Genomic DNA, 25285 nt, shown 5'->3' with positions numbered 1-25285 from the left:
CAACGTGGCTGCCGGCAGTCCGACGCTCGAACCAGCGGCCGGGGCCACGGGAACGATGCGCGAGGCGGGTGCGGTGCACGACGGATACGGCGTCTACCTCGGCTTGGACGTCGGCAAGGGTGGTCATCACGCGGTCGAGCACTGATCAACCGGCACAACTCCCGACGTCGTGCACCGATGACCGGGACCGGTGCCGGGCCGCGGGGATCCCCGACGAGGTGCAGTTCGCCACGAAGGTCCAGATGGCCCGGGACATGCTGGCTTGGGCCCTGGACGCCGGGGCGCCGGTGGGGTGGGTGACGATGGACCGCTGCCTGAACCGAGCGGCAGCTGTACACCCTTTGATGTGCTTTACGGCCTTTGTCATCCTATGCGAGGTCTGGTCGATATTCTCGGTACTGCGTCGCCAGCCCAGTCGACGCGAGTGCAATCGGCTGTCGGCAGACGGGGGTGGCCACGATGGCCGTGGCGCAAGCAGCGGCCGCGCCAGGGGTACGGACGTCGCAGCTGCTCGTCGGTGGTGACGTCGCTGACGTGGTGAACATGTTCCGCGGGGAGGTGAACCTGCCCCTGGACCTGGTTTCGTTGACTGGCCGTGGCGGCTTGGACGTCACCGTCACCGCCTTCTACGGCAGCGGAGTGCACCATTCCGTGCAGCGGTCCAACCTCACCTCACCCACCGGGGTGCTCGGCCTGGGCTGGTCCCTGCCGTACGAACGGGTCGTCGTCGAGTCCCAGACCAGTGGCACGACGGTTGACGACGTGTACTACCTGATCACCGGCGGTGCTGCGCGACAGCTCGTGCGAGTGGGCGTCGACGGGCCGGCACAGCGTTTCCAACTTGTCGACCAGCCGTTCTGGCAGATCACCTACCACCCTGACCCCACCTGCCCGGAATCCGAGTACTGGACCATCGTCAGGGACGACGGCAGCACCTCCACGTACGGGTTGGGGGCGGTGCAGCGCGGCGTGCGGTGGGGCAACTGGATCGGCCCGTCCACAGTTCCGGGGGGGATGAGTTTTCCGCTGGCGTGGAACCTCCTGCACATCCGCTCGCTGGCGGGCGACACCGTGTCGTTCGAGTACGACATCGACGACGTGCTGATTGGGGCGAGCCCGCAGGCGCGTTGCACCCGCTCGTGCCGGCTCCGCCGGATCGTCGACGTGTTCGGGCAGACCGTCGACTTCCGTTACCTGTCGAAGGAGCCCTGCGAGACCCCGTCTCCGTACGTGCCGCCGCACGGCGGCCAGAACGCCTATCAGTTCCAGCTGGAGGACCACTACCTCGACCAGATCGTCGTGTGCGACAGCACCGGCGGCACCGTGCTGACCACGCGACTGCGCTACGCTCTGCGCAACCAATCCCGGCACGCCGACGACAGCCGGTACCTCAAGCGCTATCTCATCGCCGTCGGGCAGGAGCTGGCTGGCGGTGGGGCCCTGCCGGAGCTGGAGTTCGACTACCACGGCGCCGACAGCTCGAACCCGGGCGCGATGTGCGGCGCGCGCACGCCGCAGGGCGGGCAGGCGGGATACGAGTACCGCGCCGCCGAGCTGCCCAACACCGCGCTGCGGGTCGCGATCCAACGACCGGCCGCCGGCGGGACACCCCGGGTCTGGCACGGCCCCACCTACACCGTCCTGACCTGGGAAAACAGCTCCACCGGTCAGATCACCACCGGCGTGTACTCCTGGCACGGCAGCTGGTCCGCGCAACAGGACACCCGACAGTGGGCGGCGACGCCCACCACCCTTCGGGTGCTCACCACCGACGAGTTCTTCGTCGTCTGGTACCAGGACGCGCACACCGGTCAGTACCGGGTCCACCTGGTCCGCGCGGAGCCGTTCCGCTTCGGCGAGTGGGAACGTGATGCGTACCCGGTCACGCTCGATGAGCCGATGGCCGAGCCGGCGGTCAGCGTCGGCGGCGGGTTCGTCGCCGTCGCGGACGCCCGCGCCGAGCAGTTGAAGATCGTCACGTGGGATCCGGTCGAGCGGCGCTGGGTCGAGCAGGACTTCGGGCTGAGCGGAGTGGACCGCGTTGCGCTGGCCAGCGGCGCAGGCGTCTGCGTCGCAGTCACCTACGCCGAGCAGAGCCGAACGCTGCGCGTTGCCGTCCATCACTGCGACGCGGAGCGGCACTGGCGTCGCGGAGACACCGTCAGCGAAACCGTCGACATCGACTGGACAGCCACCTCGACCGATCGGCTACTCGCCATCGGCGCGTCCTTCGCCGTGCTCGGCTTCGTGACCGCCTTCGACGACACCGCCGGGACCGTCCGGTACGCCAGCCGGTTGGTCACCTGGTCTGCGGCATACCGGTTCGGGCAGGTCCTGAAGTCCGACGGCAGCCAGGCCGTGGACGTCCGCAACCCGGTCGGATACGCGACGGTGAACGGGTCGACCGCCGCCAACGGCGAGCATCTGTTCCGCTTCGACGGCGCCCGCTGGCAGCAGGTCGCCTCGACCCGCCCCACCGTCGGCCCCCGCTACACCTACCACTACGCCGCCGACACCGCCTACGCCATCACCGTCCAGGACAGCGGCCAGTGGACAGCCGAGCTGTACGAGTACGACCCCTACCGCAACGCGTGGCGCACCCCCACCCGGACCAACGGCACCAACCCTGGGCTGCCCACCCTCACTGAGGGCTATCGCACGGTCGGCCGCGACCTGCTCTGGCGCACACCAGAGGGCGCCTGGAGTAGCGTGTACACCCTGCCGGCCGACGCGGACCTGGCGACCCTGACCAACGCCGCGCCGGGCTATCTGAGCTATGAGGACCGCAACGGCTCGACTCACCTGGTCACGCTCGTCGACGCCGCGGTGCGGGAGTCGGTTTCGCTGCCCGGCGAACGGGTGGTGGTCCACGACCCGCAGCCCGGCCAGATCCTCACCGGCCCGGAGACGGTCGTCACCTACCGTGGCCCTGACTTCGACCACGCCACCAGCCTTGCCCTGTACCGGGTCGTCGGCGGCCGGACCGCCACCCGGCTGGTGGCCTACCCGGTGGTCCGCGTCGGTAGCGACACCGGTTACCAGGCCCGGCACACGACGCTGGACTACGACCTCGCCACGGCGACCTACGACCCGTACGGGCTCGTCACCCAGTACGTGACGGTCCGTGCCACGCCCGACGACGGCGGCCAGGGCTGCGTCGAACGAGTGTTCTTCAACGGGCTCAGCCCGAGCGTGCCCGGCGTGCTCTACCCGGTGTCCGACCAGTACAGCAACGCCCGGGCGTACTTCAGCAAGCTCAACGGGCAACTGTTCCGCACCCGCGCCTTCGACGCCGACGGTCGCCAGGTCAGCGAGAGCGTCAGCTACCCCTACGCGTACACGGGTCAGGACAGCGACCTGCGCGTCGTTGGCGCCTACACCAGAGTGCGCAGGCAGACCCAGGCGACCGCGGGTGAGCTCTTCACCGCCGACACGGACCGCGCCGATATCCGCGAGCCCGGAGCGCGGGCCGCGTTACTGACGCACTTCACCGCACACGGCCTACCCCTGACCGACCCGGTGACGGTGCACGAGGAACAGCCCGACCGGCGCTGGCGGCTCACCGACGCAAACGGCACGAAGTACCAGGTGGTCGCCGACGGGACACGGCTCACCGTGTACGGGTGGCTGGTCGACGCCACCGAACACGAGTACAACGACCGTGGGCAGCCGTGCCGCGAGATCCGTGACAACACCGACGACCAGGGGACGCGGCGGCGGCTGCGCCGCGACACGTCCTACGCCTGGCAGACCTACCCGGGCCTGCGCGAGCTCAACTGCCTCGTCCCGACCAGCCAGGTCACCACCAGCGACCTCACGGCGGACGTGGTCACCGCCAGCGAGGTCACCACCTTCCGCAACGAGTGGGGGCCCTGGGCGGCCGAGCGAGGCTACCAGTGGTTGGGCGTCGACGATCCGACCTTCCCGGCGTGGGGCTCGGACGCCGAACCCGGACCGGGCTGGCTCTGCGCCCGCCAGGTCCTCGACGTCACCGAGCGGGCCCAGCCGCTGGCGGCGCTGGACGCCAGCGGGCACGTCGCCGCCGCCATCTACGACCGCGAGCGCCGCTTCGCGGTCGCCACCACGGCCAACGCCGACCCCCGACAGGGCGAGGTCTGCTGGTACGGCTTCGAGGAGTACGAGGACGACGGCGGCTGGACGCTCACCCCCGCCGGCCTCGACCCGACTGGGTACATCACCGAGGGCCCGGCGCACTCCGGGTCACGGCGACTGGCCATCCCCGGTGACCCCGACTGCGCCATCGGCATCACCAACGAGTTCACCCCGGCCCGCGGCGACCGGCCCTATCAACTGTCGTGCTGGGTCTGCACCCAGCCGGGGTTCGTCGACGACCCGGATCTCGCCGCGTTGCGCACCACGGTCTGCGACGAGCAGGGCCGCACGGCCGAGGTCGTGCTGTCCATCCCCGCCACCGACGACCGGTGGCGCTGGCTGCACCAGCTGATCGACCCGCAGGCGCTCGACCTGGGCGCCATCGCGTCGGTGGCACTCACCCTCACCAGCCGCCAGGACCGGCGGTACCTTCTCGTCGACGACCTCGCGTTCGCCCCGGTCACAGCCAGCCTGCAGGCCTCGGTGTACTCCCCGGACGGGCAGGAACTGCGCGCCACGGTGGACATGCTCAGCGACACCCGGCACATCGGCTACGACCTGCTGACCCGACCCGTGCTGGACGTCGGCTTCGACAACTGGCCGTTGTCGGCCACCGCCGAGTACGTCTGGCGCTGCGGACGGGACACCTTCGACCCCGCGCGGCCGAACGCCACCCTGGTGGCGTCGCTGCGCGGCCCCGGCACCTTCACCGACTTCCGGCAGGGCGACCAGTGGCGCGCGCAGTGGCGTGCCGACGCCGGCTGGCAGCAGGAACCGGGCCTGCTGCGCTACGCGCAGGACGGCACCGGCACGCTCGCCCTCACCGAGACGCCCGAGGGCAGCTACCTGCTGCGTATCGCCCTGACCGCTGACCCGGCCGTGCGGCGACCGGTACGGCTCACCCTCGGCGAGTGGTGCGTACGCTGGGCCGACGGCTGCTGGACGCTGCACCAGCCCGACGGTGAGGCGGCGGCTGCGGCACCGGCGGAACCCGGCACCGACCTGATGCTCATCGTCTGGCCACACCGCATGCTCTGGTACGTCGACGGTGAGCTGCTGCTTCAGCGGGTCGCACCGGACGGCTTCGCCGGTTCGGTCGCGTTCGCCACCGACGGACCGCTGGCGCTGCGATGGATCGCGTTCGGGACCGCCCCGGTGGTCGGGATCTGCTTCACCGACAACGCCGGCCGCCCCCGGCAACTGCACCGCGTCGACGACACCCGCGTGCGGCTGTCGGCCACCGGCTACGACTGCGCCGGCCGGGCGGCGCTCACCACCAAGACCATCGAAGTCGACGGTGAGCCGATCGGCTACCGACCCGGCCTGATGACCGACCTGGATCCCGAGACCGGGGCGATGGGCGACTGCGAGCTGACCCGCGCCTACCCCGATGACGGCGGCTACCCGTTCTCCCGCACCCTCTTCGAGCCCTCGCCACTGGGCCGACCCGTCGAATTCGGACGGCCCGGCCGCGCGTTCGCCATCGTCGAGTCGATTCCCGTCGGACAGCGGCACACCGCCCGTACCGACTACCGCCTGAACACCGGGCAGCCGCTCCTGCCCAAGCTGCCCGCCGGGCAGTACTCGCTCGAGGTCAGCACCGACCCCGACGGCCGGGTGATGCGGCTGTGGCGCGACCGGTTGGGTCAGACCGTCGCCGTCGCTCAGGGCGACCTGACCGGCGAACCAGGAACCTTCGCGCTCGTGCGCAACCACTACGACCCCTACGGCAACCTCGTGCGCACGGACCAACCCAACGTCACCGACACCCGGGTGCCCGACCCGGACCGCTTCGTCGAACGATTCGAGTACGACTTCGTCGGCAACCCCGTGTCGGTCACCGGCCCCGACCTCGACGGCACCGTCAACCACGTCTACGACACCCTCGGGCGGCTGCGGTTCAGTCAGGGCCCGCAGGCCGCCAGCGATGGCTACCTCAGCTACCGGCGGTACGACAGCCTGAGCCGGCTCGTGGAGCAGGGCACCTGCGTCGCGGCCTGGAATCGCGACGACCTGCAACGACATGCCGACGACCCCACCTGGTTGCCCGCCACCGGCACCTGGCTGACCCGCTACTGCTACGACGGCGACGGCACCGACCCGCTGCTCTACGGCCGGCTGTGGCAGACCTGTACCGGCCCCGCCACCGGCGACGCGCCATCCACGCGCAGCACCTACACCTACAACCAGCGGGGCCTGGTCACCACCCGCACGATCCACGTCGCCTCCTACGACGACGACGCCCAGCACACCGTCGCACTGGACCACGACGTCACGGGCGCGGTCACCGCCATCACCTACGACGCCCAGCTCGGGGCGAACGCGTTCACCGCCCGCCTCGCCACCGACGGTTTCAACAACCTGGTCTCGGTCACCGGCGAGCATGCCGGCCAGGACACCGACCTGGCCCGGTTCACCTACACCCCCGGCGGCGCGCTGGCCACCGAGGTGTTCGCTCCCGGGACCCCGGCGGAGCTCACCCGCGCCTACCGCTACACCCCACCCGGATGGCTGACCCGCGTCGAGGACCGCTACCTGACCGAGACCACCGACTACACCAGCGGCGGATACGACGACAGCGGCTGCCACGACGGCCGCGCCGCCCGAACCGGCACCCGCTTCACCGGCGTACGCCAGGATGGCTTCCTGACCGATGTCACCGTCCGCTACGGCTACGACCCGCTGGGCCGCCTCGCAGTGGCCGACTGCAGCGCGGGTGAGCGGTTCGGGATGAGCGGACTGACCTACGACGCGAACGGCAACCTGACGACCCGCACCGCCGCCGGCGTGTCCCAGCGCCTGCACTACCGCGACGGCACCAACCGGCTGTGCACCATCGGCGACGACGACGTGGAAAGCGAGGCGTTCGGCTACGACCGGGACGGCAACGTCACCGACGCGCCGCCGCTGAGCGTAGGCGACCTACGCTACGAGGCGGTCTCCGGGCTTCCCACCAGCCTGACCGGGGCCGCTGGAGCGCTCCGCCTGACCCGCGACGCCGACGGCACGCTGCTGCTGCGCACCACCCACGACCGGCAACGGCTCTCCGTACCGGGCCCTGACGCGGTGCCGCTGGCGCTGCACCACGTCGACCCGGACGGGACCCGCCGGGTCGGCTACCTCATCCCGGGACCCGGCGGCATCATCGCCGTCTGGTCACCGCAGGGCACCGCGTACGTCCTGCGCGGCCGGCTCGGCTCGACCCGCGGCGTCTACGACTCGACCGGCCTCATCGGCGCGTTCACCTACCTGCCCGCCGGTGGATTCCTCGGCACCCCTGTGGACCACGGCGCGAGCGCCACCTACCCGTACCTGTTCACCGGCGCCGAGCGCGACCCGGGCACCGGCCTCTACCTCTTCCCACAGCGCCTCTACGACCCGGACACCGGGCGTTTCCTGAGCATGGACCCAGCCGGGCAGTATCCAAGCCCCTACCTCTACGCCGGCGGAGATCCCGTCAACGGCTACGACCCCAGCGGCGGGTTCGCCTGGTCCTGGCCGGCATTCGGCGCGGTCCTCGGCGGCGTCGCCGTCACCCTGGCCGGATTCGCGCTCACGATCGGAACCGCGGGACTCGCCTGGCCGCTCATGGTGGGCGGCACCCTGCTCGGCGGCCTCCTCATCGGCGGCGGGATCGCCAGCGCCGCCTACGGACTGGGCCACGCCAACGCCGAAGGACCGCAGGCCACCTGGAAGGAGTGGGGCATCTCGGTGGGCCTGGGAGCGGCGTTCGGCCTGGCGGCTGCCGGGCTGGGATTCGTGTCGGCGGCGGCCACCACCAGCGTGGCCGCGTCGCTCGGCATCGAGACATTCATCGGCACCGGTCTCGGCGCCCTCGACGGATTCATCAGCAACGGCGTCACCAACCACCTTCAGGGCCAGGATTTTGGCGCCGGCGCCGGCCTGTCGACCGTGCTGGGCGCGCTCGGCGGAGCCGCCGGCGGGGCCCTCGGCGGTGTCCTGGGCCGTGGCAACATGCTGCGCACGCGGATGACGGTGAGCGCCGGTCGTCGGGCACAGGCTGCCGGCGAAGCAGGGGCCGCCTACGTCATGAACTACGACCAGGGCAGCGTCTGGCACGCGCAGATCGGCACCCGCGCGCCGGGCGCGGCCACCACCAGGATCAGCGACCTGAACGCCGAGCTCGGCAACGTCAAGGCGACCTTCCGTGGTGGGCAGCGCACCACGATCAACGTCCGGAACGTGGACTACGAACCCATGAGTGGAAACGGCATCCCCCGCCGCTACGTACGCCGCATCCACCTGCCCGGACAGAACGTGCAGGCCGCCGACGAGTTCGCGCAGAGGAGCGCGGAGGCGGCGGCGGGTCGTTTCTCGGTCTTCACCAACAACTGCACCACCTACGCCAGCGGAGTGCTCCGGGAGGCGGGCCTGCACCCGCCGCTGTGGGTGCGCTCTCCCACGCTGCTGCAGCTGTGGGCCACGACCATCGGCGAGCGGATGCCGAACCAAGCGTGAGAAGAGGACTCCTGGATGCCAGCTGACCCGTCACCGGTGCCCATCGGCACCATCACCGCCTTCGCCGGCCGGCTCGACGTCTCGTGGCTGCGGCCGCAGGGCTGGCTCTACTGCGACGGCGCCGAACTGGATGAGGCGGACTATCCCGCCCTGTACGCCGTGATCGGTGGCAACTACGGCGCGGGCAACGGCAGGTTCCGCCTCCCGGACCTGCGCGGGCGGTTCGCCCGGGGCGTCAATCTCGGTGCCGGGCGGGATCCCTACGCCAACACCCGCGCCCCTTCCGGGCGCGGCGGGCTCGCCGGCAACAATCCCGGTTCCGCCCAGGACTGGTACACCGCCCTGCCAGGCACCGCGTTCTCGGTCGACGGCGGCGGGGACCACACGCACCCCGTCGAGCACATGCCGGCCGACACGACGGGAGCGGCGGTAACCGGCAGCCACTACGGAATCTGGCAGGACAGCCGGTGGATCTGGGGCACCGGCGTGCACACCCACTACGTCGACGCCGGCGGCGACGCCGAGACCCGCCCCACCAACACGTACGTCTACTTCGTCATCAAGTTCGACGGATGAGGTGACCATGACAACCAGTTCGAAAACAGAACCGGCCGGGGTGATCGGCGTCTCCGGTGTGCTCGTCGGCACGGTCGTCGGCTACGGGGCCGTCGTCTCCGGCAACGATCCCGCCCCACCGGGCTGGCTGCTGTGCGACGGCAGCGCCGTGTCCCGAACCACGTACGCCTGCCTCTACAGCATCCTCGGCGACATCCACGGCAGCGGGGACGGCACCAGCACCTTCAACCTGCCCGACTACCGGGGCCGGTTCCAGCGCGGCGTCGACGACGGCAGCGGGCGCGACCCCGACGCCGGCACCCGCACCCCCGCGAACCCCGGAGGTCTCAGCGGCGACCGCGTCGGCTCGGTCCAACCGAGGGCCACCGGCCTGCCAGCTGGCGACTGCTTCGCCACCAATCACAGCGAGGACCACCACCACTGGGTGCCGAACCTGCCGGACGACAACTCCCACCCCTGGGCCGCCGGATCGCATTACGCCGACTGGAACGACGGCAGCCGCAACACCAGCAACAACGGTTGGCACACCCATGGGCTCAGCGGCGGCGACCAGGACAGCTGCCCGGTGAACCTCTACCAGAACTACCTGATCTTCTACGGCACCCCTTCGTGAGGAGCACCAGATGAGTGAGCAGGACCTGCCCGTCGTGCCGACAGGTCACTTCGTCATCGGGGCGGTGCTGGCCTACGGTGCCGGCAACCCACTCGACCAGTACGGGCTGGAAGAGCAGGGTTGGATGTACTGCGACGGACGGCTGGTCGGCCGCGCCGACTACCCTGATCTCTTCGCGGTGATCGGCACCCTGCACGGCGGTGGGGACGGAACGACCACGTTCAACCTGCCCGACTTCCGCGGCTACCTGCTGCGCGGCGTCGACGACGGCGCGGGGCGTGACCCGGACGCGGGCAGCCGCAGCGAGCCAGCGCCCGGCGGTGCCACCGGTGACCGCTGCGGCTCCACGCAGAAGACCGCCACCGGCCGGCCCAGACAGGCGTTCACCCTGGACAGCGACGGTGACCACAGCCACGAGGTCTACGGCGTGCCCCAGGACAAGTCGTCCACCCCCATCGCCGGATCGCACCGCGCCATCTGGAACGAAAACGGCGGGAACACCGGCTCCGCAGGGTCACACCAGCACTTCATCACCTCCGGCGGCGACGCAGAAACGCGTCCCGACAATGCCTACGTCAACTTCGTCGTCCGCTACCGCGCATGACAGAGGGGTGGTCCGGCTGCACACGACGCGATCACGTGCACGCTGATGGCCGATGTCCGGATGTCGATTGTCGACGGCTGATGTCAGCCCCAGCATGTCAGGTCGCCAGTTGCGGCGAGGTCAGCAGCGATGTCGAGCAGATTGCATTGCGCTGGCCCGTCGCGTGCGGGCAGCCAGGCGACGACGGTTTCGGCTCGGTCGCCGGCCAGTGGCACGAATACCACCCCGGTGCGGCGGATGCTGCTGGCCGAGCGGGCCAACCGGGTCACCCCGACGCCGGCGGCGACGAGCCCGAGCAGGTTCGACGCCCCGCCGGCTCGCTGGACGACCCGCGGGGTGAACCCGGCGGCGGCGAAGTCCCGGTCGGGGAACCGTTCCCGGACGGCTCGCACGACCGGCGGCAGCATGTAGTTGGCGGTGGAGGCGAGGAACGCCAGGCTGAGGTGGCCGACCTCGCCTCGCGCGGCGCGCTGCACGACGGCGATGGCGGCGTCGGCACGGGCGAGGACGGCGCGGGCCTCCGGCAGGAACGCCCGTCCCAGGTCGGTGAGGCGGGTGCCACGGGTGTCACGGTCGAACAGGTGTACCCCGAGACCGTGTTCGAGCGCGCCGATCTGCTGCGACAGTGACTGCTGGGCGAGGTGTAGGTGCTTTGCGGCGCGGCTGAAGGTGAGGTGCTCGGCGACGGCACGGCAACCGCAGCGGCTCGCGGATCTCGTCGCGGCCGGCGGGGGGCGGGTACGGTCCGCGCCGCTGGACGTCACCGACGAGGAGCAGGTGGCCGCCGCGGTTGCGCAGACCCTGGCCGAGTTCGGCCGGATAGACGTGGTGGTCAACAACGCCGGCCACGGCAGCGTCGGCGCCGTCGAGGAACTCGACCTCGCAGACCTGCGGGCCCTGATGGACGTGATGTTCTTCGGCGCCGTCGCGGTGACCAAGGCCGTCCTGCCGCACCTGCGCACAGGGCAGCGGAGCAATCGTCCAGCTCAGCTCGATGGGCGGACAGTTGAGCATGCCGGGCTTCGGGGCGTACTGCGCGGCGAAGTTCGCGCTCGAAGGTCTGTCCGAAGCGCTGGCGGCGGAGGTTGCGCCGTTCGGCGTCCGGGTGTTGATCGTGGAGCCCGGTGCGTTCCGGACCGAGTTCGGTGGGCAGCGGATGCACAGGTCGCTGGTCATCGAAGCGTATGGGGAGTCGACCGGTCCGACCCGCGCTGCGGTCGACGGCATGAACGGCACTCAGCCAGGCGACCCACGTAAGGCGGCCCGGGCCATTCTGGAGGTCCTGGACAGCCCTGAGCCGCCGCTGCGCCTGGCGCTGGGCAGCGACGCCGTCGACAGCATCGCTGCCCACCATGAACTGCTGCGCGGCGATCTGACCCGGTGGGAAAAGCTCAGCCGTGCGATGGATCTGGACTGAGACCCTCACACGCCTGAACCCCCTGGTCCTCGGCACTGGCATCTACTGTCAGTGCCGTCGGGTCGATGGCCAGCAGCGGAGGACCCGAGCCATACGACGTCCCACCGGGCTCGATCACCGACGGCCGATCAGGCGGCAGCGTCGACGAGCCGGCCGACCGTCTCTTCGGGAGACGGCATTCCGCCGATCTCACTGGCCACCTTGTCGGCGCAGGCCCGCGCCTGCTCGTCGGCCAGGAGCGCTTCCGCCTGGCTGAACACCACCTCGGCGCTGAACTCGCCCGGCAGCACCTGCCGGCCAGCCCCGATGTCCGCCACCGCCCGAGCATTGCTGAACTGGTCGGCACCCTGGGGCAGCATGAGATGGGGCAGTCCGTTCGCCAGCACCTCGAGGACGGTACTGCCGCCGCCGTGGCTCACCACGAGGTCAACGTGGGGAAGCACGTCGCCCTGCGGCACCCAACTCTCGACCACGACATTCGGCGGCAGGTCACCCAGGGCGCCCTTCCCGCCGGTCGGGCCGGCGGCGGCCACGAGCAGGTCGACCGGCAGCTTCGAGAGCCCGGCGATGGTCTGTCGCAACAGTTCCGGGGTCCCGAAGGCCGTACCGAGCGTCAGGTAGACGAGCGGACGACGCCGGTCACGCTCCCGCACCATGGCGGGAAGATCGGCAGACTGACGCCAGGTGCCCGGCCGCATCAGGATCCGCTCGGCCGAGGTGGCGAACCCGGGGAGCTGGAAAGAGGGCGGGCAGACGTCCAGGTATCGGTTGCCGAGAAAATCGGCGTCCCGGGTGGGGGCTTCGATTCCCAACTCGGCGGCCGTGGCGAGCCATGCGGCAGACATGGCATTCCACATCGGCCCGCCGGTGAGCCGACCGATGCTGTGGCAGATCGCGGGGATACCGGCCAGCTTCGCCGCCATCCCCGCGCCCGGAGTCAGCACCTCGTAGATCATCAGATCGGGCCGCTGCTCCTTGAGTACGGGCGCGAGGTCGGCGACCATGCGTCGGGCCAGGACGCTGCCGAACGCCCGGGGGGAAGCGTCGAACGGTTGACCGGCGGGAGCCTCCGCCCGCACCGTGGCGATCGCCTCCCGAACGGTGGATCCGGCGGCGACGGGAGTCAGGCCAGCGTCGTGCAGCATGGGGTGGAACCGCTTGTCGGTGGCGAAGGTCACCTCGTGTCCCGCGTCGCGGGCGGCGACGGCCAGCGGAAGCAGCGGAATGAGATGGCCGTACGCGCCTATCGAAGCGAAGATCAGACGCATTCTCGTAGTTTGCCTTTCGAGGGCGGTGGGTGTCGGCTCCGGTGGAAAGCGGTCGCGGCACCTGAGGGCTGGGACTATTGGGCGGAGATCACGAATTCCGGCCGAGCCGGAGCAGGTTGTGGGTAGCGAGGACCACCGTGACTCCACCGGCGCCGAGGCAGATGATCAAGGCTTGCCAGCCCGGCCCGGCGATGACCCCGATGACGTTAACCAGGGTCAGCCAGAGCCCCATCCTGAACTGCTCCCGGTCTCCCCAGATCGCGCTGCCGCTCATGTGCAGTGCCCCGACCAGGCCGGTGGTGGTGGCACCCCAGAGCAGCTCGGACTGGTGCGGCGAGAGATCACTACTGATCTTACCGATCGTAATGATCAAGCCCACGAAGCCGACGAGCCAGGCGGTGCCGTACCGCTTGGCCTGCTGCGTCGATCGAGGGTCGGTCGCACCACGGCCGAATGCCCGGACACCGAGGATCGCGGTGGTCGCACCGGCTCCGGCCAGGAGCACGAGCAGTACGATCAGGGGCAACCGGTCCGGAAGGTCCACAAAGACGCGCCCGCCCGGACCGTCGTCCAGGAAGCGCAGCCCGTACCCGATGAGCCAGGCCAGTCCCCATGCCATGTGCATGACCTGGACATGGTGCTTGATGCGAGCCACCGTTTCGGCCCCCTGCTGGGTCTGGCGCGACGCCTCCGGGCTGGTGACGTCCACCAGCAGGGCCCCGGAACCGTTTGGTGACGTTTCCACTGATCCTCACAGTTCTCGTTGTTCGATGATTGTGTGAACGAAGCCGCCAGGCACTTTCGACTGCACCCTCCGTGGCCACGGCGAAACCGACCATCGTGGATGGTCGCGCGTGAACCGGTGATTTCTGGCGGCATCAGCCCGCAAACCCGGAAGCAGACTAGCTTTGGTGATAATTAGGGGCAACGCGTCCAGCATCACCTACCCGACACTGTGATCATGGTCTAGGGTTCCGGCCCCAGCGGCGTGATCGTCCAATCCAGAGACCGTTCCTGCGGCGCCGGCTGCCGGCACGTCTCCGCATCGAATCCAGCCCGGACATGCGAGCGTGGGCAGGCAGGCTGCTGTCGTACACATGTGCTTGTCCGCTCGGAAGGAGGCACCTCGACCTCGGCGCCGAACGACCCACCGTGACGATCTGCGGCACGCTCGTCTTCGTCAAAGGCCAGGACTTCTTCCGCCAACCCTGGACCAAGAGCGACGCCGGCTGGCGGATGGTCGTGCTGCCCCGGTTCGCCGTCGGCATGATCATGGCCCGCAAGCTCGTCGCCGCCGACAACCCCCACGACGCGATCTTCGCCTCCCGACGCGGCACCTGGCTGTCGCCCAACGCCGGAAAGCTGCGAGCCAGCTGGGACCCACGCCTGGACTGGAACGACGCCGGCACCATGCGGCACCTCTGGGACACCTACGACTACACCGCCAGCGGATCCTCAGCGTCATCAAGCCGGTCGCCGAGGAGCCGTGGCAGCTCAGCTACACTTCGCTGCCCGGTGACCCGGGCGCGGGCCGGCTGCACAAGGTGACCCGGTCGGCGTTGACCGCCGGCACCGCCACTGAGCTCGAGAGGCGTTGATCTACCTCCTCACGGCAGCCCTCTGCGGGGGAGCGTCGGGCGCCGACCGTTCGGCGCGATGCGGGATCCGGCCGCGGCGAACGCACTCATGGCCGCGAGCCGCGCGTCGCGGAGCGAGCTCCTGGTGGGTGGCGACGCGCACACGTGGCGAGGAACGCGCGTTAACGGATTGGCATGGTTGAAGGGTCCTTGCCAATATCGGTGTTCACTCAGCGACTCGGGGGCCAAGATGACGGTTGACTGGTGGGGGGCTGCGGCACGCGTACGGCCGAGCTACCGACACCCCGGGGCATCTGCACGCGTTGAGTTCGGTGACACCGCAGCCCGTGAGGCAGCACTGGACCATCTCCAAGTCGCGGTGCTGCACCAGGGTTTCCCCGAGACAGCCACCGCGCCGGCCATACGGGCCGTGACCGTACTGCTCGCCGAGGGTCGGGCGCACCCGGCCACGGTCGGATCACTCGTGGAGTTCCTGGGTGACGCCGCCTTGAGTGTGACCAATCTGGGGGTGAACCCGTACTTCGCCGAGGATCTGCCGGACGTCGCTGATGCCGTGGTGGCGGCATACCCGGTGGTGCTTCCGCTACTGCAGACATCGATCCCGGACCACGCCCGGCTCTACGCGGAAAATCTTGTGGTGATCGCCCAGTTGGCGCCACTGGTCGACCGGCGCGAGGAACTTGCCGCCCTGATCCATGTCTGGTTGCAACGCGGGCCTGGCCCGCGAGCCCCGTGGGTCTGCTGCCTCGGCCAGCTCGGTGTCGACGTCCGTGGCCTGCTCTTCGACCCAGACCCTGCGGTCCGGCTGCGAGCCGCGTTGGCCCACGAAGACGATCCGCGAAGCCAACACCTGATCCGCGCCGCGCTGGGCAATCCGCCGCCTCCAAGCCTGCATCACTTTGAAATCGTCGCCGCCGCGATTCGCGTCGCCTCCACCTTCGACATGATCGAAACGGCCGCTTGCGAGGTTGCCAGGCGGGACGATTGGACCGGATTCGACAAGGGGTGGGGCGCCTTGGTGCGCTTCGCCTTCGCCGAGCCGTACGGACAGCGCCGCCCCTTGACCGACCCGCAGCGTGCGCTGCTTCGGGCCTTGGCCGCCAACGACCACCTCTGGGATCCGAAGAACGGAAGCTGCCGCTTGGTCTTTACGCAAGCTGGGCTACCACACAGCCGGGTCGCGTGCCGCCAGCTTGCCTCGTCATGAACCCCCTCCCGAGTCAAGCGTCCTGATCTGCCGCGGGTCGCGGGCGACGCGAGATGGCGGTGGAGCAACGGCAGTCGAGGCGAACCCGCGACGGGTCATCGTCGGCGACGGCCCGCAACAGCAGGAGGAACGAACGCAACGACCCGTGGCGTACCCCGCCGACCGGACAGAACAGCGCCGCCCCGGCCTGAGTATGCGATGGGCTCAGGCTTTGGGTGCCACCCGGACGACGCTCGCTCCGCCCACGACTCCGCCATCCTCATGTACGGCAAAGATCAGGTTGTAATAACCGGGCGGCGCGTCCTCCGCGATGGGAATGACGCTGACCGGTCGTTCGCCCGCCGCACCGGATGGCCGCACCGGCCGGGCCTCGAACGTCACCTCTCCCGAAGCGGGCCGCACCGTACCCCCTGCAGCGCTCTTCAGTTCGCTGAAATCCCCGTACGGGCCGGTCAGACGCGCTGTCAGCTCGACCTGTGCCGGCTTCGCGGCGGGGTCAGTCCCCGGCCTGACGATCCAGTTAACCGTCATGTCCTGGCCAGGCTGGTAGACCGTATCGACGTCCTCGCCATCGCAACACGTGTAGGTCGTCGGGGTGCCTGCAGCGGTTGTGAACCGCTCGGAGCCACAACCCGATGTGACCAGCAAGGCCAGGCAGGCAACGGCCACAAGCCTGCACGTTTTCATGAGCATGAGCGTAACGAGCACTGTCCTCGAACGTCTCCGGACAGACCTGACCCCGCGCCAGCATCCAGTTGATGGGCCAGCTCTGGAGTGAACGCGCCGAGCAGAACGTTGATCAGTGTGTGCACGAACAGGGCGCGCCGGTTGCGGGCGTCGGGTCGGTTGTCGTCGGCGGCGATGTCCAGCGGGTTGAGCCGGACGTCGGGTGCGCCGAGTTGGATGACGGTGCCGCCGACCGCTTCGGCCAGTCGCAGGTATTCGTCTTCGGGGTCGATGACGTTGACCTGCACTCCGTCGTAGAGGGAGCGCAGGGTTTCGAGCTTGATGAAGTACGACTTACCGGCACCGGATCGGGCGAGTACGACGGGGTACCCTCGTTTCAGCGAAACTCCTGAGCAACAACGTGTGGACAGGCTCACCGGCACGGGTCGGTGGACGAAGCGTCGTGGCGGACGGCGCGACCGATCCTGGGCGCAGAGTGACCTGGAGGACGGCGAACGGGCCAGGACGGCGGACCGTCGCCGACTGGATCGCCTGCCACGGGAGGACGGCCAATCGCCCCTTCTCGACGAGCCCAAGTGCCGGACCGGTGACTTCGACCGAAAACCAGTTCCTGCAATGCAGCACAAGCGGGAGAGCGCTGAAGAGAACGGCGTAGAGGACGCGCCTACCAGGCGATTCACCGCAAAGGCAACCAAGATCGGCTCGCAAAACCACCCGAGTTAAGGGTTCCAGCAGCGCCTCGCACGCCACTTCATAGAGCCAGAACAACAAATTGAGGGTTTCCGCAAGTCACTGACCTGCGGAAACCCTCACGCTGTCGGGACGGCCGGATTCGAACCGACGAACCCTTGTTACCGTCCGTAATCATCCCGACCTTGTCATTGATTGTCAGAAATAAGCGTTGAGCTGCACAGACACGATCAAACACTGGCCGCCTCTTGTCACTGATTGTCAACGGCAGGCGGGGGTTTCGGGGGGTAAACGGGGGCCGGTCGACAGGACAGCGCTGGGTCCCACCGCGCCCCACTCCCCCACCATGGGGACAGGGCGTTCGCAAGGTAGAGGTATGCCCGTTTAGTCGAGTCCGAGTAGTTGTAGGGATCGGTACGGATTCCGGCTGTTTCGCCGCAGGGTTTGCGCGATCGAGGTGATGCCGGCCAGGCGGAGCAGGCTGATCGCGGTGTTGCGTAGGGTGGCCAGGGCTCGGGGTGCGTTGCCGGTCCGTAGGCGGCTGGCGTCCTCGCGGTAGGTGGTGTCGCGGATGTGGTGCAGGACCTCGATGGACCAGTGACCGCGGAGCCAGTCGGCCAGATCGGCGGGTCCGGCCTGCTCGGCGGTGAGGTTGGTGATCGCGTAGACGGTGACGGTGGACCAGCGGTCGGTGCCTGGGTTGTAGCGGCGGCGGCGGATCCGCAGGGCCTGGCTGGCGTGCGGGAAGTCCAGGGCGAGGGCGCCCAGACAGGTGACCGCCTGCAACCGGCGGATGTCATGGCGGCCGTGTCCACGGTCGTGGGTCTGGTCCAGGGCTTCGATCTTCGCCCAAGGCAGGGCCTTGACCTGCCGGTACAAACGTTTCTGGTTACCTTTGACGACGAAGACGTAACCGGCTTTCTTCTCGACCAGCCAGCGGGCATGCTCTCGCTGGGTATGCAACGCATCCGCCGTGATGACCGCCCCGGCCAGGTCGAGAGTGTCCAGGATGGGTACGAACCTGGTGATCTCGTTCGTCTTGCCGTCGACGTCGCTCTGGGCCAGGACGATCCCGTCCTGGTGATCCACCGCGGCGAGCAGATGCACCTGCGCACCGGCCGGACCACTGCCCCGCAACGTCTTGCCATCCACGGCGATCACCCGCCGGCCCGGACCGCCGAAGCCTGCCCGGCTGATCAGCCAACGACACACCGCGGCATCCAGGGCGTCGGCGTCGATACCGGCAAGGACCCGGCCCAGCGTGCTGTCATCAGGCACCCGCCGGGCGCCGGTGAACCGATCCCGGGCCGCGCCGAGGCGGTCCCAGACCGCGTCCGGCAGGTCCGCCTCCCACTCGGTGATCTCCACAATCCGGCTCTGCCCTGACGCCACCGCCGCGACCGCGACCGCGAGCAGGCCCGGCAATGAATGGATCCGGCCCCGCCGGTCCCGCGGGTCCGGCACCTGCGCCAGTACCTGCAACAACCCCAATGTGTCCTGCTCCTCAAGGAGCGACACGCCGTGCAAACGTGCGGACAACCCGCCGATCAACGATGATGCTTCCACGAGCGCGGTCCTTCTCGATCATCCAGCCTAGACACCTGAATGATCGCCAGAAGAGCGCTCTTCTACGTATCGGCCCGAACCGGCGTGACTACACCAAACATCACCAAACGGTCAAACCCCGACCTTGCGATTGCCCTGCGACAGCACCCGCCCGCTGGCACTACTCGGCATCACCTGACCACTTTGCCGGGGACCTGATCACCGGCCTGTTCGCCGCATTCGACATCGCCGACGGCTCGGTCACCAGCGAGCTGCACCGTCAGCACCGGGCGACCGAGTTCAAGAAATTCCTAATCACCATCGACAAGAGCGCCCCGGCCGAGCTCGACGTGCACCTGATCTGCGACAACTACGGCACCCACAAAACGCCGGCAGTACGCGCCTGGCTGGCAAAGCACCCACGGTTCCACATGCACCCCGACCGGCTCATCATGGATCAACTAGGTTGAACGCTGGTTCGGCTTCCTTACCGACCAGAAAATCCGCCGCGGCACCCACAAAAGCGTCTATGCCCAGCTTCACCCTGCTGCGACACCGTGTCCTGATCAGTCAAGCGTCATACACCGCCACCCCGAATAGCGAAACAGAGCCGTTAGCGAGACAGCCCGACTCTGAAATCTGTCAGGATGCCCCATTTATGCGCTAAACGACATTGAAGCGCTCCGCCGGGTCGCCACCTAACCAGCGACGCCGAACCGGCCCAGGCCAACACCTGGGCCGGCTCTCGAAACATTTACAAGTCGCGCGGATCCGAGATCCCCTCAGGGCTCTCGGTTAGGCTCCACGGGAACGTAATTAGGTCTACGACGAACATGCGAACGAACCGAATTTGACGTTGAATCGGTCCTCTCCCGAGTGGGTTGACTGAAAAATGGGCGACCTGGATAGCACCCGTTATAACTACCGTTATCATGGAGGCGCAAAAAACGATGATCATCGGCACGATCAAGGCAACCAAGACTGGGTGAGTGATCAGACGATTGGCCCAGACGATCTGAGTTAGAGCGCCGAAAGCAGCCGCCAGGAACATGATTCGCCATGACAGAACGAGCAGACGATAGGACTTACGATTCCTCGTCGCCCTGATGTTTTGGCGATATGAGCTTGTCATCATCCCCACAGACCCGTCGCGATATCACCAATCAAACCAACGCCCCGACGAAGTATACGAGTTTCCGTCCGCATCGCCACCACCCAATCCTATACCACCAGCAGCTCCGAAACTGTGCACTGGCTGGCCTTGCGCACCCGTACCGACTGAAAATGACAGGTTACCGGAGTATTCGAATCCAGAGGACATCTGCCCGTGCAACGATTTACCAGGTTGGTCATCAATGTTTCCATTAGATGCGACCGAGCCAGGACCGACGAACCACCCAGCGTTGGGGCCGACGTCGACGCCTTTGGTTAAGGTCCAACCCACTCCCCTTCGGTCGTACACGACGCATCCCGTTCCGCCGCCACCCAGGAATGCAGCTGCAGATCCAGTCAGGCATAAACCCTGCATCTTCACATTGCCAAACAGAGGTTCCATGGCGTCGCAATCAGTTGGCCGAGCCGCCCAGCAGCCCTCGGAAGCGGCAGGAGGCACCTGCTGACGCCCGCCTGAGGTATCTAGCAACGCCTTGTTTATACGGGGGTTTCGGCCAATGGCATCGACCGTAAGGTCAATCTTGGGTTTGGGGTTCCGGCGACCGATGGAATCAAGCATTAGGTCAACCATGGACGTCGACTGTGGCCCGTACTTGCCTCGCTTGGCCTTGGTGCTAGTTTTGTGGTTCTCCGCGCCCCAGTCAGCGTTCTTTTTGGTACCGCAGCCGCTAGGGCATCCGCCTCCCACCGCAGGTACAGGGCGGCGAACGGCGCCCAGAGCGCGCGGGCGGCACGATCGCCGTCCGTAGCGTCCCGGAAGGCATGGAGAGGTCCGTAGATTGTCTGCTCCTCATGCCACCGGAAGTCGGCGTGCGCCTGGTCTACCGCCGCGGCGAGCCGAGTCTGGCTGGACCTCGACCGGTAATGGGCGGCCCACAGGCCATTCGACCGGTGCAATGCGTCGCTCGCCGCAACGAGCAGTGCCTGATGACGAGCAAGCGCATGGTGGCGCATGACCGGATCGATCGCCACCAGGTCAAACAGCTAGGAGTAGTCGCCGCGCGGCTCCGCAAACACCACAGCAGCTTGCCATCTCGACCCAGGCGGGCACCGGTCAGGACTAACTGCGGGGATCGCCATGCGCGCGCGGCCGCGGCGGGGTTGCAGGGAACGCGGCAATCCGGGCTCTCGATCGACCGCCGGACGTTACGGGATACTGTCTCCATGATCAGGTTCCAGTTCGAGCTGTACCCACTGGACGAGGTGTCGCCGTGGGGCGGTGACCAGCCGAGGCTCCACTGGTTCGGGCTCACCGAGGGCTGGTACTGGCTCGAGGCAAGCGGGCAGGAACTGTTGCGCCGCAGCCGGCAAGTCCACCCGCATCCCCTACGTGGACTACTACCTGGCCCGGCTCTGGGAAGACGTCATCGCCCTTACGCCCGAGGTGCTGGAGCCGGTGCCCGACGATCTGCAGCCGTTCATCGCCTCCCACCCCACGCAGTGGACGTGTGACCCGCTCGAGTTCGTGGCCGAACCGGATGAGGAACGGACTGACGATGGGAACGCGGACGTGCCCGACCATCCAGTCGTCACGGCCGCGATCTGGCACGGCGAGCACTACCTGGACTTCGGTTACCTGCGCAATCCTCCCCAGCTCCGGTGCTGGCGTACCACCCGTGACGAGCGCGACGAGATCACCGTGGATTGGCGGCACGAGGACGACGGCGAGATCGGTTTCACCGCCAACCCCACAGTCCGGCTCAGCGTCCCGACCACCGCATACCTTGAGGCCGTGCACACCCTCAACCGCGAGCTGATGGACACCATGGGGCAGCGGGTCGAGGAGTTGGAAAGCCGCGGCGGGCTACCTGGCGTGGACCTCGACCTCGACCAACTGCGGCGGGAACACGAAGACCGGCGGCATTGGCTTACCAAGAACCTCCACCGCTCCCAGAAGACCGACTGGAACGTTGTCCGCCAAGGCGCCCGCCTGCTGCTCGGTGACGGTTAACGGGCCCACGCCCCAACGGGCTAGGCAGTCCCTCGAGCACCTGACCGGGACAGCATCCGCCCATCGACATGACCGGACGGCTTCGGCGCCACAGCCGGTTACTCATCGCGACTCCCGGGCGGCGGCATGATCGGATGTGTCGGCTCATCCACTACCGTCCGGGCTATGGCAGCCATCGCAGCGGGAGCGTTTCGTCGGACGCCGATCGAGCGGTCAGACCAGCGGGTCGCATGGGACCGGACAGACCAAGCCTTCTTCGCTGCCGGAGCCTGTCACATCCTCGCCTGGGTCTGCCGGGATTCCTATCCAGACAGGTCTATCGAGATAACCGCGGTGCACCTCCCAGGTGAGCGGGAGGTCTTCCACACCTACGCCGCCTGGGACGGCTGGGCGTTCGACCACTCAGGCTGGAATCCCGAGCCGCAACTGCTGGCGGTCAACGCAGACTTCGAAGGCCAACCGCTCACGCGCCTCAAGATCACAGAAGGTCTCGCTGAGTTCTGCGAGAAGTACCACCACCGCATGCCGAACCAGTACTGGCGTGATCCGCTCCCCCGTGCTCGCGATTACGTCGGCCGATACGTCCCGCCATGGGCGTAGCCCTTACCGGGCACTCACCTCGACAACACACACCTGCCGAGCGGAGCCCAGCTACGGATGAAGTCGCGAAGCCGGCAGTGGATGGCGCGAGGCCCTCTCTGCAGTCACCTACGATGACGCGATGACGAACGCCGCGCTCGGCTTCGGTTACAAACTCCAGTGGCTCGCTGTGCGTGACCGAGACGCCGACGCCGTCGCTGCCGCACTGAACCTTAGCCGTCCCACTCCAGCCAACTGGCGGGATGCGGTCGCCGCCGCCTACGACGACCACGGCCACTGGCTTCTCACACCGCCGCTCGATCACTGGACGCTCGCCGCTTCGAGAGACGTTCCCGTACCCGAAGACGACCGGTTTGCCGCTTGGCTGGCGGCGCTAAGCCTTCTACTGGGCGAGGTGCAGTACTTCGGAACTCACCGCGTCGTCGAATATCACGGGTGGGGACGCGCCAGGGACGGCTCTGTGGAGCGAGCATTCGCCTACCTCGGCGAACGTGGCGAGGTGCTGTTCGACCTTGGCGAGCGCACGGTCGAAGAGCAAGCGCTCGGGGTTGGCACCGCCTACGACGAGGACGAACCGTGGGATGACGACGAAACTTCACTGTGGCCGGATGAGGAAACCGTGCTCACGATCGCAGGTCAATGGAGCATCGACCCACGCACGTTAGAGAACGCCGTGGTCCTCGGACATCCATGGATCACGTCAGCGCAATCAGGGTAGTCGGAAACGACGAACCGACCCCAAGGCTCCCCACGCTCAATCGAGGACAACAACTTCGGGTTCGGCGACGAGGTCACCACAGCGGATGCGCGGGTCACCGCTTCGCGGGTGGGATCAGTGTCTTAGCCTGGATCCGTGGATCGGGTCGGCTTGTAGCGGTGTCCGAGTTGGCGTGTAGATAACGAAAGTGCCCTTCTGGGCTGCGATGATCGGGTTTGTCTAGGACCTGATGTGCGCGGCTTGGAAGGACACTCTCGGTGCAACGATCTCATGGGTGACGCGCGGACGGCGCGGTGTTCGACGAAGACAACATCGTGTCGCACGCGGGCCTTGTGCCGGTGTTGGAACTGGCTGAGCGGGCCGGGTTGTCCCGGCTGCTCGACGAGCACGTCCGGTTCACCGACGAGCAGGTCACGTCGGGTGCGGCGAACCCGACGCCGAAGCTGACCTCGATCATCGCGGGGATGCTCACCGGCGCGGACAGCATCGATGACCTGGGTGTCATCCGCGCCGGTGGGATGAAGAAGCTGTTCGGTGGGGTCTACGCCGCCTCGACGTTGGGGATTCTGTAGCGGGAGTTCACCCACGGCCACGCCCGGCAGTTGTCGGCGGTGCTGCGGCGGCACCTGGTTGCCCTCGCGCAGGGGACCCCGGTACTGGCCGGTATCGGTCAGCGTGCGTTCATCGACATCGACTCGCTGCTACGCCCGGTATACGGGCACGCCAAGCAGGGCGCCTCGTTCGGCCACACGAAGATCGCGGGCAAGACGGTGCTACGCCGCGGCCTGTCACCCCTGGCCGTCACGATCAGCACGCCGATCGCGGCGCCGGTGCTGGCCGGGGTGCGGTTACGGGCCGGACGCGCCGGATCGGCCAAAGGCGCGGCGCCGATGGTCACCGAAGCGATCAACACCACCAAGGAGACCGGCGCGCAGGCGGACACCATCCTGGTACGTGGCGACAGCGCGTACTGCAGCGGCAAGGTCGTCACCGCCGGTGCGGCATTCTCGTTCGCGATCACCCGCAACCCGGCCGTCGACGCCGCGATCAGCGACATCAGCGACGAGCAGTACACCCCCGTGCACTACCCCGGCGCCGTCGTCGACCCCGACACCGGCCACCTGATCTCCAACGCCAACGTATCCGAAGTGGAATACACCGCGTTCGCCGGCACCCGCCACCAGATCACCGGCCGGCTCATCGTGCGCCGCGTCCTAGACGCCAACACCCAGGACCCGCTGTTCCCGGTCTGGCGCTACCACCCGTTTTTCACCAACAACACCGAACCCCTCGACCACGCCGACATCACCCGCCGCCGACACGCCATCTGCGAAACCGTCTGGTCCGACCTCATCGACGGCCCCTGGGCCCACCAACCCTCCGGCTCGTTCCCCGCCAACACCGCCTGGAGCATCCTCGCCGCGATCTGTCACAACCTGCTCCGCGCTGCCGGCACCCTCAGCGGCACCACCCGCCACACCGTCGCCCGAGGCGCCACCCTGCGCACCCACCTGATCAACGTGCCCGCCCGGCTGGCTCGACCTCAACGCCGACCCGTACTGCACCTACCCACCCACTGGCCCCGCGCCAACGCATGGTCCACCCTCTGGCAGTCCGTGTTCACCTGACCTCGACCACCACCACTGAACGCACCACGCGCAACACCCACCGCCGCCCGACGAGTAGCACTGAGCAAGCTGGACCACAACCAGCGGACCAACCACACCCTCAAACCGGCAAGATCAGCTCAAACTCGTTCAGAAGCCCGATCCACGGATTCAGGCTAAGCCCACACGCCAGATCGCCGGCTACGCGGACGGCCGTACCGAGCGCGGGAGTCGCGCGATCTGCGGCTACTTGTTTCATTGACCTGCGACCGTGGCCCGGCCAGGCTTCGGTCGAGGCGCCCGGGCTGTCGCTCTATTTGCGGCTGCCCACGCTGGTCGTGTGGCTCTCATCTGGCCTGCGCGGCCCGGGCGTCGCCCCAGGGCGGGGAGAGGCTCAAGAGGGGTTTGCACTGCTCGAAGTAGCGTTGCCCTCCCGGCT

General features: G+C 68.0%; 14 protein-coding genes and 5 pseudogenes. 13 read left to right on the top strand and 6 right to left on the bottom strand.

Annotated features, from left to right (window positions below):
* The first annotated feature begins 68 nt into the window (after positions 1-68).
* The 5 genes from ACIBF8_RS27830 to ACIBF8_RS27810 are packed head-to-tail and all read left to right on the top strand — an operon-like array spanning position 69 to position 10385.
* Entirely contained in the window at positions 69-524 is a 456-nt protein-coding gene (locus tag ACIBF8_RS27830; RefSeq protein WP_396786875.1) for a transposase, read from the top strand.
* Entirely contained in the window at positions 460-8592 is an 8133-nt protein-coding gene (locus ACIBF8_RS27825; RefSeq protein ID WP_396786874.1) for an RHS repeat-associated core domain-containing protein, read from the top strand. Before ACIBF8_RS27830 ends, ACIBF8_RS27825 begins: the two co-directional genes overlap by 65 nt.
* 15 nt (positions 8593-8607) lie before the next feature.
* Positions 8608-9168 carry a phage tail protein gene (locus ACIBF8_RS27820; RefSeq protein ID WP_396786873.1) on the top strand — a complete coding sequence of 187 codons (561 nt, stop codon included), beginning with the start codon at positions 8608-8610 and terminating at the stop codon, positions 9166-9168.
* Between the two features lie 7 nt (positions 9169-9175).
* Positions 9176-9781: a phage tail protein gene (locus ACIBF8_RS27815; protein WP_396786872.1), complete on the top strand. Its 606-nt coding sequence runs from the start codon at positions 9176-9178 to the stop codon at positions 9779-9781.
* 10 nt (positions 9782-9791) lie between these two features.
* A complete protein-coding gene (locus tag ACIBF8_RS27810; protein WP_396786871.1) occupies positions 9792-10385 on the top strand; it encodes a phage tail protein in 594 nt (197 codons plus the stop codon).
* Between the two features lie 83 nt (positions 10386-10468).
* On the opposite strand, the gene ACIBF8_RS27805 is transcribed toward ACIBF8_RS27810, so the two are convergent.
* Positions 10469-11149 carry a LysR family transcriptional regulator gene (locus ACIBF8_RS27805; protein WP_396786870.1) on the bottom strand — a complete coding sequence of 227 codons (681 nt, stop codon included), beginning with the start codon at positions 11147-11149 and terminating at the stop codon, positions 10469-10471.
* Between ACIBF8_RS27805 and ACIBF8_RS27800 the strand changes: the two are divergent.
* Positions 11055-11802: pseudogene (locus ACIBF8_RS27800) on the top strand (SDR family NAD(P)-dependent oxidoreductase). The gene ACIBF8_RS27805 and the pseudogene ACIBF8_RS27800 sit on opposite strands and share 95 nt — an antisense overlap.
* A gap of 128 nt (positions 11803-11930) precedes the next feature.
* On the opposite strand, the gene ACIBF8_RS27795 reads toward ACIBF8_RS27800, so the two are convergent.
* Both ACIBF8_RS27795 and ACIBF8_RS27790 read right to left on the bottom strand, forming a co-directional pair.
* Positions 11931-13070, bottom strand: a complete 1140-nt coding sequence (locus ACIBF8_RS27795) for a glycosyltransferase (protein WP_396786869.1) — start codon at positions 13068-13070, stop codon at positions 11931-11933.
* Positions 13071-13158: 88 nt separating this feature from the next.
* Complete coding sequence (locus ACIBF8_RS27790; RefSeq protein WP_396786868.1) at positions 13159-13779, bottom strand: transporter; 621 nt, start codon at positions 13777-13779, stop codon at positions 13159-13161.
* A 374-nt stretch (positions 13780-14153) separates the two neighbouring features.
* Between ACIBF8_RS27790 and ACIBF8_RS27785 the strand changes: the two are divergent.
* Together ACIBF8_RS27785 and ACIBF8_RS27780 are read left to right on the top strand one after the other, a co-directional pair.
* Positions 14154-14427, top strand: a pseudogene (locus ACIBF8_RS27785) (hypothetical protein); the annotation flags it as partial.
* Positions 14428-15077: 650 nt separating this feature from the next.
* On the top strand, positions 15078-15875 hold the full coding sequence (locus ACIBF8_RS27780) for a hypothetical protein (RefSeq protein WP_396786867.1): 798 nt from the start codon (positions 15078-15080) through the stop codon (positions 15873-15875).
* Positions 15876-16079: 204 nt separating this feature from the next.
* On the opposite strand, the gene ACIBF8_RS27775 is transcribed toward ACIBF8_RS27780, so the two are convergent.
* From ACIBF8_RS27775 to ACIBF8_RS27765, 3 genes and pseudogenes are all read right to left on the bottom strand, one after another.
* Positions 16080-16562 carry a hypothetical protein gene (locus tag ACIBF8_RS27775; RefSeq protein ID WP_396786866.1) on the bottom strand — a complete coding sequence of 161 codons (483 nt, stop codon included), beginning with the start codon at positions 16560-16562 and terminating at the stop codon, positions 16080-16082.
* Between the two features lie 83 nt (positions 16563-16645).
* Positions 16646-16924: pseudogene (locus tag ACIBF8_RS27770) on the bottom strand (helicase HerA domain-containing protein); the annotation flags it as partial.
* Between the two features lie 712 nt (positions 16925-17636).
* The gene (locus ACIBF8_RS27765; RefSeq protein ID WP_396786865.1) at positions 17637-18770 is read right to left on the bottom strand and encodes an ISAs1 family transposase; all 1134 of its coding nucleotides are present in this window, start codon (positions 18768-18770) and stop codon (positions 17637-17639) included.
* 35 nt (positions 18771-18805) lie between these two features.
* Here ACIBF8_RS27765 and ACIBF8_RS27760 point away from each other — a divergent pair, with 35 nt between their 5' ends.
* From ACIBF8_RS27760 to ACIBF8_RS27740, 5 genes and pseudogenes are all read left to right on the top strand, one after another.
* Positions 18806-19267, top strand: coding sequence for a hypothetical protein (locus ACIBF8_RS27760; protein WP_396786864.1), 462 nt, complete (start codon positions 18806-18808; stop codon positions 19265-19267).
* A gap of 1465 nt (positions 19268-20732) precedes the next feature.
* Positions 20733-21921 (top strand): annotated as a pseudogene (locus tag ACIBF8_RS27755) (DUF5984 family protein).
* A 165-nt stretch (positions 21922-22086) separates the two neighbouring features.
* Positions 22087-22521, top strand: coding sequence for a hypothetical protein (locus ACIBF8_RS27750; RefSeq protein ID WP_396786863.1), 435 nt, complete (start codon positions 22087-22089; stop codon positions 22519-22521).
* 121 nt (positions 22522-22642) lie between these two features.
* Positions 22643-23239, top strand: a complete 597-nt coding sequence (locus tag ACIBF8_RS27745) for a hypothetical protein (RefSeq protein ID WP_396786862.1) — start codon at positions 22643-22645, stop codon at positions 23237-23239.
* A 293-nt stretch (positions 23240-23532) separates the two neighbouring features.
* Positions 23533-24867 (top strand): annotated as a pseudogene (locus ACIBF8_RS27740) (IS1380 family transposase).
* Positions 24868-25285 lie beyond the last annotated feature (418 nt).

This window comes from Micromonospora sp. NPDC050276, from assembly GCF_044459545.1.
Lineage (GTDB): Bacteria > Actinomycetota > Actinomycetes > Mycobacteriales > Micromonosporaceae > Micromonospora.
Note: the sequence above shows the minus strand (reverse complement) of the source record. Positions and strands in the feature narration are given on the sequence as shown.